The sequence below is a fragment of the Maribacter sp. 2-571 genome (assembly GCF_050589625.1).
Taxonomy (GTDB): Bacteria; Bacteroidota; Bacteroidia; order Flavobacteriales; family Flavobacteriaceae; genus Pelagihabitans.
This window is the reverse complement of sequence record NZ_JBNGOP010000021.1, coordinates 35,562-47,275: the sequence shown is the minus strand read 5'-3', so window position 1 is coordinate 47,275 and position 11,714 is coordinate 35,562. Positions and strand designations below refer to the sequence as shown.

Genomic DNA, 11,714 nt, shown 5'->3' with positions numbered 1-11,714 from the left:
TGAAACCAATATTCGACTTGTCGGGAAAAGTTGCCGTTGTTACCGGAGGCGCAAAAGGCATTGGAGAAAGCATCAGCAAGGTATTTGCCAGACAAGGGGCTTTTGTTCATATTTTGGATATTGATGCCGAGAAGGGAAATCTTGCAGTAAAGGAAATTGAAGCACAGTCGGGAGCGGCAAAATTTCACCAATGTGATATCGGCAGTCACGAAGACGTCGGGGCCGTTTTTCAGAAAGTTTATGATATTTCCGGTTCCATAGCTATTTTGGTAAATAATGCAGCTATTGCCCAAATCGGTAATGTGGAACAAACTTCCTTTCTGGATATGGATAAAATGTGCGCCATAAACATCATGGGCGCGTACAATTGTTTGCACTTTTGTGTGCCGTTGATGAAAAAGTCCGGTGGTGGCGTCATTCTCAACATGGCCTCCGTTGCGGCCGTTGTGGGACTTCCCGATAGGTTCGGGTATTCCATGAGCAAAGGGGCCGTGTATGCCATGACCACATCGATAGCCAAAGATTATATCAACGACAACATCAGGTGTAACGCTATTGGTCCCGGACGAGTGCATACCCCTTTTGTAGACAATTATTTGGAGGAGAACTATCCGGAAAACAAACGGGAAATGTTCGAAAAATTATCAAAAACACAACCGATCGGGCGTATGGGACGGCCCGATGAAATTGCGAACCTCGCCCTATACCTCTGTTCCGATGAGGCCGGTTTTGTAACCGGTAGTTTTTACCCGATCGATGGTGGTTTTTTAACGCTTAACAGCTAGTGCAATGATACATTTTTCTTATGATGGCAAAGTAGCCATAATAACGGGTGCGGCAATCGGTATCGGGTTCGAGATTGCCAAAATGCTTTCAAATTCGGGCGCATCGCTCGTATTGAACGATATTGATGACAAAGCGCTTGAAAGGGCTATCGGCGAAATTCGTGCTCATCATGGGAAATGCAGTTCGGTAGTCGGGGATTCCGGCGATCTTGAGGTCATTCAAAAGATGGTGCGGACGGCAATAGCCGACTTTGGGAAGTTGGATTTTGTAATCGCAAACTCGGGCATCACTACTTTTGGTGATTTTATCGATTACAAACTGGAGAATTTTCAAAAACTGACGTCCATTAACTTGCAGGGTTCCTTTTTTCTCGCCCAAGCGGCAACCAAGCAATTCATTGAACAAGAAACCGGCGGACGGATCATTTTTATGTCGTCGGTCACTGGGCATCGAGCACACCCCAAGCTGTCGGCATACGGGATGACCAAAGCCGCCCTGGAGATGTTGGCCAAAAGCTTGAGTGTTGAATTGGCAAAGTATAAAATAACCGTAAACGCGGTAGCTCCCGGGGCAACATTGACCGAACGCACCCAATCGGATGAAAACTACAAGGCTATTTGGGAAGAAATTACGCCTACCGGAATCGTTTCTACAACATCGGATATCGCGAAGACCATTCTGTTTTTATTGGCGGATAGTTCGGGACAGATTACGGGCCAGACAATTATCGTTGATGGTGGGTGGACATCCGTAAGTCCGCCCCCCAAGGAAAGCTAAAAGTATTCCGTCCGTTCTATGAAAAAGGTCGGGCAATGCTTTTGGTGATATCGGCTGAAAAGGTAATTTTCACTCCTAACTCCTAACTTTCGCCAACAATCTTCTCCAGCAGATAGGCCCCTCCCAAAATTTCGGAACAGGTAAGCACACCGCTAATGGTGACCCCTAAAATACCGTGCATGTTAAGGCTTTGTCCGGTAAAAAGCAGGTTCGGAATTTTGGTCCGGGGCGATATGAACGATTTTAACGGATTGCTCACGTCCTTTACATAGCCGTACATGGATCCCCGATTGCAACCTATATAATCACGGTAGGACAACGGTGTTGAGGTATGTACCGATTGAACGCACTCCCGGATGTTCGGAAATTTTTTCTCCAGTTCGTCAAGAAAAATTTCGGTCCGTGCTTTTTTAAAATCCTCATAGGTTTCCCCCCTGTTATTTTTATGGGCAACGGTATTGAAGGTTGCCGCCCATGGCTCCACTTCCTCGTAACGCATATAGGAAATGGCCGTTAATTGGTCGCCCCATTCGTCCTGGTCCTTTCTAACGCCCATGGAGACCATATAGGTTTCCGGCCAGCTTTCCGCCGTGTATTGGTGGCCGTTCCAAACCGCATCATGGTTTTTAAAGTGGTAGTAATTTTTATTGAGGTACGGGAAGGTTTTTGGTTTGAGCACCAAATGGATGCTAAAGGCCGAAATGGTACTATCGATTTCCGAAATGCGTTTGCCGTACGATTTTCGAAAATGCTGTTCCCCTACCAATTTTACCGTGGTTTTGGGTTCGATGTTCGAGATAAAAATATCCCCGCGGACAACATCCCCTTTTTTGGTGCTGACCGAAACCACCCTTTTGTCCACCACTTCAAAATTGACCACCTCTTGGTGTTTAAAGGCATCGCCCCCGTGTTCTTTTAGCTTGCGGATCAACCTTTTGGTGATCTGGCTGCCTCCATCTGCGCACCGATAGGCACTTTCAATATAGGAATTGACGGATAGCGCATGCACATAAAACGGACTTTTATCGGCATCTCCCGCATACAACAGATTGGACCCGGCCAGTACCGCCCGAAGTTTTTTGTTTTGTGTCAGCGAATCGATATAGGGCTTTGCCGGGGCCTCGAACATATCGGAATCTTCGTAATAGGGTTTGCCCAATTGGAGGTTGTACAAGGGAAACTTGGCGCAGATCTCCCGTAATTTGGCGGTATAGGTTCGAATGGCTTTGGCCTCTTCGGGGAATTGCGCGATAAGGCTATTTTCAAAATTTTCATAACCCTGCGCATGTGGATATTCATTGGGATCGTCGTCGAAAGTAATGATGTCAAAACCGTCCCGATCGAGTTGTTTGAATTCCAAGCCGTCCAAAACATCCAAATACTCAAAATACCGATAAAGGTTTTGGCCTTTGGAGAGCCCGCCCAAATAGTGTACGCCCGTATCGAAAATCGTTTTTTCGCGCACAAAGGTCTGTAAGTTGCCCCCGAATTGGTTGTTCTTCTCCAATACGCAGACCGATTTCCCCTCACGGGCAAGAATATTGGCAGCCACTAGGCCGCCCATACCACTGCCGATGATGACCACATCGTATCGTTCTTTCATTCCCTTTGCAATTTTTATGCGATACCTAGGTTTTACCGTGCCGCTAAAACGGTCCCAACTGCTTTACATTTTACGATCATAACATTCTTGATAGCGGAGGATGACCGGTGTTCCATGGCTATGGACCTAAGCTATAAAGATATCACTTTTGTCGTTCTATTTTAACTTTGAAACGATGTACCGATCAAGAGGTCTTTAGCGCATATTCCGTCCAAGAACCATCATAAACGGCCAGTTGGTTCTGCAATAGTTGTTCGCCGGCCAGTAAAACGATACATGCCGTAATTCCGGAACCACAGGAGAATACCAAGGGTCTTGTTTCACCTTGTAAGGGTTCGAAGACCGGTTTTAGGGCCCGGGGCGATTTGAATTTACCATTTTCCAATACTTCGGTATAGGGAATGTTCATGGATCTCGGAATATGACCACCCCTAAGGTCCGCTCGGGGTTCGGGGACCCGGGCATAAAAACGATCTGCCGAACGGGCATCGATGACCAGTGCTTCGGAGCTGGAACTATTGGATCGGATAAACTCGAATTGTTTAACGGCATCGGCATCAAAGCTTGCCTTAAAATTTCCTACCGCTATGGGCCGTTCCGTTACGGCCTCGGTTGCATAGCCCTGCCGTTCCCATTCCGGCAGTCCACCGTCGAGGACCAGTACATTTTTATGCCCCATGGTCCTTAACATCCACCAAGCACGCGGACTTGAATAGATTCCCAGATCGTCATACACCACAACAGTACTCTCGTTATCGATGCCAAGGGCACGGCAGGCTTCTTGAAATTGTTCGACTTGGGGGAAGGTATTGGGAAAAGGACTGTCCCTATCGCTAAAGGCCTTTTTGATATCAAAAAAGCGTGCCCCTGGAATACGCCGTTTTCCTTTTGGTGGAGCGGCACCGGCTACTTTTGGAATGGTCGCATCCAATACGATAAGGTTCGGCGTACCCAAACGATCGCTTAATTCGGCAACATCAATGGTATTCTTTTTCATGGCTAATGTTTATTGTAGGTTAAACGGGGTTGTCCTTGAAAATTGAAAATAGTCCGTAAGCTCCTGCTGCCGTTCAAGGCCAACGGAGCGCAATTTTTCCATCAAAGGGCCGTCTACGGTGCTTTTTAATATGATTACCATAGAAAAACGGCCTAAAAAATCATTTTCCCAACTATCGAACGGTTCGAGATCGGTATCCAAGATAAGTACATCTGCCGTTGTTTCCAGAAGGGCTTCCCGATCATCGGCTACCGTCAAGCGACGGCGCTGTTGGACAAGAAAATTATTTCGGACAAGGGCACGGGTCGAAGCGTCTTCCAGATACAGGGTTACGTTCCGAGTACCGGAATCGAGCATGAGCAGAAAATCCAATTGTCCGTATCCTTCGGAAATATGAACGATGCGGTCCGTTTTTCCGATGTTCCGTAACAGCTGAAAATAGATTTTTGAATATTGTTTTAGGTCCTTTTTCACCGTGCCGTATACCTGGTCCCCTTTGTACCGAAAATGTTCCAACAGGGTAGCATGCCAATAGTTTTCCGTTTCTATGGTGTTGCGCAGGCGGTCGAATTCGTTTCGAAACAGGGCAGCGACCTTTTTGCTACGTTCGGTATAATCTTTTCCGAATTGTGTTGTTTGTGATGGAATTCTAGGAAGTATTTCAACGGTGATGCTCCCGTCCCGAATGCTAAACGTGCCTTTGGGCAGTACTTCCGAATTGCCATGGATAAGTACGGGAAGGATGTCCAGATGGAACGATTCCGCCAGAAAGAAAGCGCCCTTGTGAAAACGTTTTATGGTATTGCTGGTGGATCGGGTACCCTCCGGAAAGGCGATCAGGCTAAAACCCTGTGCCACTTTCTCCTTCAAATAGGCAGTACCGTTTTCGAGCCCGCTCGATACCGGATAGGCCCCCGCCAATTTAGCGGCCCAACCGAATACCGGGGAGTGGTACACCCAGTCGTTGACCAAAAAGATAATTTTGGGATGTAGCATACCGATGCACAAAATATCGAGGAAAGAGGTATGGTTCGCAATGATCATTGCCGGTTTTGCAAAAGTTTCCCCATGCGGGTTCCGAATCGTTTTCCGAACAAAGGGATTGGTGTAAAGTACGGAACCCATAAGTTTGGACACCACGGTATGAAAACCGAGTTGCTTTTTGTTGCGACTGTTGGGAGAAATTTTCAACACGATCCAGGCATACAACGAGAGCAACAATCCCCCCAGGCCGAAATACCCGAAAGAAACAATGGAATGGATGAGATAGCGCACCGAAATGGGCCGTTTTTTTCGATTTCCGATAAACAACCGAAACAATAGGGGTTGTATGGTAAAGGCAACAAAAGCGGCACAAAAAATCCCGATAAGCGATACCAACGATATGGTATACAACACCGGATGTTTTGCAAAAACGAGCACGCCTACCCCTGCAATGGTGGTAATGACCGATAGGATGATGGCCGTTTTATGCGTCGGTAATACCTTTTCGCCCGTACGGTATTCGGTCAACAGCCCATTGGTGACGAAAATGCTATAATCCACCCCTAGACCAAAAATAAAACTGCAAATGATGATGTTGAAAATATTGAACTCGATATGGAACACGCCCATAACGCCTACCGTTAAAAACCACGTGAGGAAAATGGGAATGCTGGTGACCAGGGTTAGGGAAAGGCTACGGTAAAAGAAGCCTAAAATGAGGACTACCACTATTAAGGAATACCCGATAAGACTATTGAAATCGTCCTTTAAATTTCCCAGAAAAGTCTCGTTTAGCTGCTGCCTATCGATCAATAGGGTATGGGGTTCGTTCGCAAAGGCGGCCCTAACGGAATCAATATGGGCGTCCCCGACCTTTACCAGGGACGTAATGGTGGTGCCATTGGCATCTTGCACGATAAAATCGTCCACCGCGAACGATTTTACGGTTTCCAAGTCGGAAATTTTTATGGGGCGAAACTCTCTTTTTAGTAGTCGGTAAAACCCATCGAAGGTGGTTTCCTTAAGCCCTAAGGGCGTACCGCTTTTTATCAGGTTTTCCGAGGTTTTCATTGCCCTGTCGCCTTCCCAAAACGCGTTCCAGGCCGCTATTTTCTGCCGCTGTAGTTTTTGCGACCGTACCAGCGCCCCAATGGAACTAAAGCTGATAATGGCTTCCTTTTCGGCCATGCCTTCCAAAACCCTGTATAGGGAATCGTTTCGTTGCAATACCTTTTCCTGTTGTTCCCCATAGGTGGAAAGGTAAATGGATTTGGAACTGATGTCCGTTAAGGTCTCCAAGCGTTTGCGGGCCGATAGCAGTACCTCAGGTTCGTAATTCAGTTTGGTAAGGTCTTTATTGAATTTGACCGTACCGTACGTAAAACAACTGATTACGGTAAGCAACAACACGGCAATAATGGCCCATTTGTTCCTATGAAAGGCATGTGCCGCCAAACGGTCCAAAATCGTTTTTCCGGGCGTTTTTTTTACGGTTTTATATACCTGTGGGATAAAAACCAGGGCGAATACCGATGCGCCCAAAACGCTTACCGCCGCAAAAATGCCCAAATCTTGCAGGGCCTGCGACTCTAGGAACAACAGGCATAAAAATGCGGATGCCGTGGTGGCACTGCTCATTAAAATTGATGGGGCCACATCGGTATAGAGGCTTTGCACGCTATTGCCGTTTCGGATATGCGTGAGGATATGCAGCGCATAATCCAAGGTAACGCCCAACAGTACGGATCCGATACCAAGGGAAATGATCGATATTTTGGCCCGGATCAAGCATAGAAAGGCCACTGCTAATAGTACCCCGAACAGGGTAGGGGCGAACAGGATGAGCGGTAGGGACCATTTGCGGTAAAAAAAAATCATTAAAATGAGCAGTACGGTCATGGCGATGCTGACCGTAAACTGAATGTCCTTCCGAATCTGTTTGGCATTTGCAACCGCTACCAGCGCGGCACCATAGTATTCGCTTTTTACCGTGCCCTTAAATTGTGCGTTCAACTGCTCTTGAAGGGCATATAGCCGCTCGGAAAAGGGCAGGTTTTTGTCCGTAGCGTTGGAGCTGTGTATCGGGGTGACAAAAAGAAGGATATTGGTTTCTTTTGCATCGAGCAAAAAGCCATTTTTGAGTTTAAAGTCGTCGCCGATACCCAATTGCTGTAATTTTTTTAGCGCAAGGAACGACAGCCCCAAAGGATCTTTTAAAATGGTTTTTCGGGTTACAATTCCCGAAGGTGAAACCAGGGAACGGTAGTTTTTGGCCGTAATCTTGGCAATGCTATCTGGCGTGAGTTGTTCCTGTATGCCCTCGTAATCGGCAGCGTCCAAGAACAGCGGTAAATTGTTGTAGACCAGGTCCAGGGTTTTGGGAAGGTCGTCCTCGTTGATGCGTCCCTGAATGTTTTTGATGTATTCGGAACCGTTCTGTTCCAAACTATCCAAAAAAACCGTGGCGTATGCCGTAAGGTCGTCTATGGTGCCTTGTTCGCCCTTCTGGATGTTGACGACGATCTTATCGGTAAACGTAATGGATTTCAGCACTTTCTGAATGCGTTTGGCATCGTCGTTTGCGGGAATCAGGGAAGTGATGTCATCTTCAAAGCGAATTTGGCGTACAATGGCCAGTAGCGCCGCAATAAGGAGCAACAAACCCAAGAAATTACCCCATTTCCATCGCCGTATCCCGCGGTATATGTTTCCGAACACCTTATCCATTGTCAACGGTGATTTTTTGCTTTGCGATCAGTACGGCGTATCCGATCGAACCGAAAAGTACCGCTGCGATCAGGGCGAGGGCAAAGCTTCCCACCAAATAGGTTTTCAGGTGCTGCAACACTTCAAGGTTTTGGGTAAGGTCGTCCATCGAAAACGAAAGTGGCTCGCCGGTAAGGAACATGCCCAGGTGTACGCTCCCATAAATGATAAAGGGAATCATCGGGGGAATGCTCACATTGGAAAAGGCAAAGGCAATGGCCTTGTTCAGCTTTAAAAAAACGGCCAACGAAAACACCAGAAGCGTTTGAAAGCCCCAAAACGGACAAATGCCGATAAAAACACCAAGGGCAATGGACAATGCCTTTTTTTTGGGAGAGTCGTTATGTTGTAGTACATTCTCTATCAAAAACTGTTTAAATCCCTTTTTTTTAATTTTCCGAAAAAGGTTCCTAGGTTTTATGTAAAATAGGGCAACAATAACGAACCAGGTATTTAAAACACTGATACGGGCAAAATCGGGAACGGTCCTGAAATGGGAAACACGTTCTTCCTCATCGTATGAAATGCGTATGGGAATATTTTGGACCGAGGTGCCGTTCCAGGCAGCTTTTACGATCACCTCTATTTCAAACTCGAATTTTGGGGTTCGCAACCGAAGTTTGGCTATCTCCTTTAGGGGATATAACCGATAACCGCTTTGGGTGTCGGTCAGCCGTTTACCCGTCTCGAACCAAAACCAAAAGTTGGAAAACTTGTTTCCGAAACTACTTTTTCCCGGTACGTCGGATTGGGCCATATTTCGGGCCCCGATAAGCAGTATATTCTTGTTTTCACTATTTTCCAAGGCTTCAAGAAACACAGGAATATCGTCGGGATAGTGTTGCCCGTCCGAATCGATGGTGATGGCATAGGCAAACCCTAATGCGATCGCCTTTTCAAAACCGTGGCGCAGGGCATTTCCCTTGCCTTTGTTTTCCGGTAGGTGTAGTTGTTGTACTTCTGGATACGCGGCTAGGATATCGGCAGTATTGTCCGTAGCCCCGTCGTTTATTACGATTACCGATGTGGTCCGTTTTAAAATACCGTCCAGTACTTTTTTAAGGGTGCCCCCATTGTTGTAGGTCGGTACCAGAACGCAACACCCTAGGCGTTGCATCGTTTCTTGTATGGATGGGGTATGGGTCGGCACGGTATCGTTGGCACTCGCGAAACTGCGGCTTCGCAATTTTATCAAAGATACGATTATGGGGAGTATTTGAAATCGGTAGTGGGGATGAAAGCTAAGGTGTAAAAAGACGCTTACTTTTTGGATGAGCACATCGCCCGATTTTATGTCTTGTTTTAATCTTTTGCCGGGTTCGGCCCATACATACAAACTGCTCGGTTCAGACGGTTACCGGCTATGTTTGCACAAAATGTCACCTGCCTACTTTTAACGCTCTGAACTTGGCCGACCATTCCATCATTTGATCAAGTATGGGTTTTAAAGTCAACCCCTCTTCCGATAAGCTATATTCTACCGTAATCGGAACTGTATTAAATGTATTTCTATTGACAATTCCGATCGATTCCAAGTCTTTTAATTCTTTACTCAACATTTTAGGTGAAATCCCATCTACTTCCCTCTCCAGTTCTTTAAACCTTCTTTTTCCAAAATAGAGTTTTGATAGGATATGGATTTTCCATTTTCCACCTAAAACCTTCAATATAAATTGCAGGGATGAAACTTTATTTTCACATTCTTTCATTTTAATTAAATTTAGAAAATTGATTATCAAACAACTATATAAAAAGAAACTAATATACTATTTGGTTACTACTTTCAAAAGTATATTATTGAGATTATATTTACATGTATAAAAAATGTATTTATATGGAACTAACGCTTTTTTATACCGCTCTTGGAATTATCAGCTTAATTTATTCGATAGCAGGTACTCAAAAATTGATCGGGATGGAACCGATGAAAAGTCGAATGGAAGAAATGAATAATGGTGGAGTGGTAATGCGCATGATCGGCGTATTAGAAATCACGGGTGTTATTGGTCTCTGGTTTTCGAGTATCAGACCGTTTGCCTTAATCGGTTTATTGCCATTTGCGGTTGGTGGACTAGCTGCACATATTGTTTTAAAACACAATTTTATGGAAAGGAACATTCCTGCCGTTCTAATGATAATTTTGATTATCGCAGCGCTGTTTTTAGATTCTAGTTTTTCAATAACATTTCATTGAATTCACTAATCGGATTTTTTTTTGGTTTGCAGCTAACGGTTAGGAGGTTTTGTTACAGGGGGTATTTATTCCGTCGCAATAAATACGTCCACTTCCGAATCCGCTCCGTTTTGTGATTTCGCTCCATAAATTTCAAAGTCCGCTGTGTATCTACGTTTTAGTTCTTTACCTTCTTTCCAGACCTTTTTCCATAGGTCGACGATTGCATTTGGCATTTCTCCTTTTGCCACAAGTTTGCTATATTCTCCGCCTTTAAATTCCCGCCCGATAAGTCCGTCGGGAATTTTGTCCAAGGATGTTACTTTCTGTCCGATTATTGCTCTAATTTTTCCAGTATGATCCGTTTCATAGTCGGTATAAATCGAATAAACTTCTTCAGAGCGTTTGTTAGGTATTTTGTCCGAAATTCCATCTGAGTAGAATTGACCCCAAAGTTTACCTATATCTTCAGTGGATTGTCCGCCCTCGTTGGTCGTTTGGATTGAAATTCCGATTATCTTGAATTCAGCTAAATTTTGTTCCATATATCCACGATTGTTTTCAAATGATAAAGCAATGGTCAGTATTACTATGCTAATTGTCGTTTTTTCATTTTAAATGACATATAACCTCTGGATAATCCAATAACTTTTCAATGCATCATTGGTGCCACGGGGTTCAGGTGCCGGCGACCTGTTCCTTTTCGGCCGAAGTAAAACTGGTCGATTCAGCTACAAACTCCTTGAGGTAGCGTTTCAGTGCCCTGTCCTTCACTTTGGTTAAATGTTCCAAAAGAAATGCCTTGTCTTCGTTTCGGTTTTTACGGTAGCCGGTAATTTTTGGGGCATTTTCCTGTACGCTCAAGCGTATAAAACGAATTTCGATATTGTTGGGGTCTTTCGCTAAGGCATACTCCAAATTGTCCTTCCCTTCCTTAAAATACTTTTTTTTCTCTTTTATAGTTGTTGCATGTTTTGCCATTAGCGTAGTGGCTGCGCCCTTATATGCCAATAATACGGGGTCGGATGTCCTGGAAACGGTAACAAGGTCTCCGTGCAATTGTACCGCTATGGCTTCGCTATCGGAAGCTTGGCGATAGGCGTTTCGCACCTCCGAAATTTCCGGGGTATCGGACCAAAATATGAAAAAGGCGAGTAGGAAGGCTACGCACTTCATACCCTCGTTTTTGGTGTGAAGGTAGCGCTTAACTTTAGTGCCAAGGTATCTTCAAAATGTACGGTGTTCTTCACTTTAAAGGTATCGGGCGTCTCCGTAATGGTCAATGCCAAACGTATGGTATCGTTCTTTTCCGGGTTGATGATGGCCATAAACTTGATGTTGGATGCCACGGATAAAAACAGTTCCTTGTCCAAGGCTTTTTCGGTAAGCTCTTTGATCATCTGTATCATGCATACGCCCGGCATTACGGGGTTACCGGGAAAATGCCCTTTAAATACGGCATGTTCCTTATGCAATTTTACGGTAGCGGTTACCGTAGCGTCCTCTTGTTCGAACGTTTCTATGGAATACAGTCCTTCGATCAACATACTTCTCTTTTTAACCCGTTTTATGCTCTCCGCAACGGTACATCCCCGGAGCGAACTAGCTATCTCATACCAATTCAAAAT

Annotated in this window: 11 protein-coding genes; 3 read left to right on the top strand and 8 right to left on the bottom strand. The window is 45.2% G+C overall.

Annotation, left to right across the window (positions count from 1 at the left end; translation table 11 throughout):
• The first annotated feature begins 8 nt into the window (after nucleotides 1-8).
• Both ACRD7P_RS14755 and ACRD7P_RS14750 read left to right on the top strand, forming a co-directional pair.
• Nucleotides 9-785, top strand: a complete 777-nt coding sequence (locus ACRD7P_RS14755; protein WP_430908443.1) for an SDR family NAD(P)-dependent oxidoreductase — start codon at nucleotides 9-11, stop codon at nucleotides 783-785.
• Between the two features lie 4 nt (nucleotides 786-789).
• On the top strand, nucleotides 790-1,563 hold the full coding sequence (locus ACRD7P_RS14750) for an SDR family NAD(P)-dependent oxidoreductase (protein ID WP_430908403.1): 774 nt from the start codon (nucleotides 790-792) through the stop codon (nucleotides 1,561-1,563).
• A gap of 82 nt (nucleotides 1,564-1,645) precedes the next feature.
• Here ACRD7P_RS14750 and ACRD7P_RS14745 read toward each other — a convergent pair whose 3' ends face one another.
• From ACRD7P_RS14745 to ACRD7P_RS14725, 5 genes are all read right to left on the bottom strand, one after another.
• Nucleotides 1,646-3,166 (bottom strand): phytoene desaturase family protein, encoded by a 1,521-nt coding sequence (locus ACRD7P_RS14745; RefSeq protein WP_430908402.1) that lies wholly within the window; start codon nucleotides 3,164-3,166, stop codon nucleotides 1,646-1,648.
• Between the two features lie 184 nt (nucleotides 3,167-3,350).
• A complete protein-coding gene (locus tag ACRD7P_RS14740) occupies nucleotides 3,351-4,163 on the bottom strand; it encodes a sulfurtransferase (protein ID WP_430908401.1) in 813 nt (270 codons plus the stop codon).
• A gap of 9 nt (nucleotides 4,164-4,172) precedes the next feature.
• Nucleotides 4,173-7,874, bottom strand: a complete 3,702-nt coding sequence (locus ACRD7P_RS14735; protein ID WP_430908400.1) for a 1-acyl-sn-glycerol-3-phosphate acyltransferase — start codon at nucleotides 7,872-7,874, stop codon at nucleotides 4,173-4,175.
• Nucleotides 7,867-9,030 (bottom strand): DUF2062 domain-containing protein, encoded by a 1,164-nt coding sequence (locus ACRD7P_RS14730; protein WP_430908442.1) that lies wholly within the window; start codon nucleotides 9,028-9,030, stop codon nucleotides 7,867-7,869. The genes ACRD7P_RS14735 and ACRD7P_RS14730 overlap by 8 nt, the downstream gene beginning before the upstream one ends.
• Before the next feature lie 262 nt (nucleotides 9,031-9,292).
• Entirely contained in the window at nucleotides 9,293-9,622 is a 330-nt protein-coding gene (locus ACRD7P_RS14725; RefSeq protein WP_430908399.1) for a winged helix-turn-helix transcriptional regulator, read from the bottom strand.
• A 125-nt stretch (nucleotides 9,623-9,747) separates the two neighbouring features.
• On the opposite strand from ACRD7P_RS14725, the gene ACRD7P_RS14720 reads away from it, so the two are divergent.
• Nucleotides 9,748-10,107, top strand: coding sequence for a DoxX family protein (locus ACRD7P_RS14720; protein WP_430908398.1), 360 nt, complete (start codon nucleotides 9,748-9,750; stop codon nucleotides 10,105-10,107).
• 65 nt (nucleotides 10,108-10,172) lie between these two features.
• On the opposite strand, the gene ACRD7P_RS14715 is transcribed toward ACRD7P_RS14720, so the two are convergent.
• The 3 genes from ACRD7P_RS14715 to ACRD7P_RS14705 all read right to left on the bottom strand — a co-directional run bounded on the left by ACRD7P_RS14715 (nucleotide 10,173) and on the right by ACRD7P_RS14705 (nucleotide 11,633).
• Nucleotides 10,173-10,631 (bottom strand): GyrI-like domain-containing protein, encoded by a 459-nt coding sequence (locus tag ACRD7P_RS14715; RefSeq protein WP_430908397.1) that lies wholly within the window; start codon nucleotides 10,629-10,631, stop codon nucleotides 10,173-10,175.
• A gap of 133 nt (nucleotides 10,632-10,764) precedes the next feature.
• On the bottom strand, nucleotides 10,765-11,262 hold the full coding sequence (locus tag ACRD7P_RS14710; RefSeq protein WP_430908396.1) for a hypothetical protein: 498 nt from the start codon (nucleotides 11,260-11,262) through the stop codon (nucleotides 10,765-10,767).
• A complete protein-coding gene (locus tag ACRD7P_RS14705; protein ID WP_430908395.1) occupies nucleotides 11,259-11,633 on the bottom strand; it encodes a 3-hydroxyacyl-ACP dehydratase in 375 nt (124 codons plus the stop codon). The genes ACRD7P_RS14710 and ACRD7P_RS14705 overlap by 4 nt, the downstream gene beginning before the upstream one ends.
• Nucleotides 11,634-11,714: the final 81 nt, after the last annotated feature.

Coding starts and splice junctions, on each gene's coding strand:
- ACRD7P_RS14750 (WP_430908403.1), top strand. CDS start 790: ATGATACATTTTTCTTATGATGGCAAAGTAGCCATAATAACGGGTGCG.
- ACRD7P_RS14715 (WP_430908397.1), bottom strand. CDS start 10,631: ATGGAACAAAATTTAGCTGAATTCAAGATAATCGGAATTTCAATCCAA.
- ACRD7P_RS14735 (WP_430908400.1), bottom strand. CDS start 7,874: ATGGATAAGGTGTTCGGAAACATATACCGCGGGATACGGCGATGGAAA.
- ACRD7P_RS14720 (WP_430908398.1), top strand. CDS start 9,748: ATGGAACTAACGCTTTTTTATACCGCTCTTGGAATTATCAGCTTAATT.
- ACRD7P_RS14745 (WP_430908402.1), bottom strand. CDS start 3,166: ATGAAAGAACGATACGATGTGGTCATCATCGGCAGTGGTATGGGCGGC.
- ACRD7P_RS14740 (WP_430908401.1), bottom strand. CDS start 4,163: ATGAAAAAGAATACCATTGATGTTGCCGAATTAAGCGATCGTTTGGGT.
- ACRD7P_RS14710 (WP_430908396.1), bottom strand. CDS start 11,262: ATGAAGTGCGTAGCCTTCCTACTCGCCTTTTTCATATTTTGGTCCGAT.
- ACRD7P_RS14730 (WP_430908442.1), bottom strand. CDS start 9,030: ATGCAACGCCTAGGGTGTTGCGTTCTGGTACCGACCTACAACAATGGG.
- ACRD7P_RS14725 (WP_430908399.1), bottom strand. CDS start 9,622: ATGAAAGAATGTGAAAATAAAGTTTCATCCCTGCAATTTATATTGAAG.
- ACRD7P_RS14705 (WP_430908395.1), bottom strand. CDS start 11,633: ATGTTGATCGAAGGACTGTATTCCATAGAAACGTTCGAACAAGAGGAC.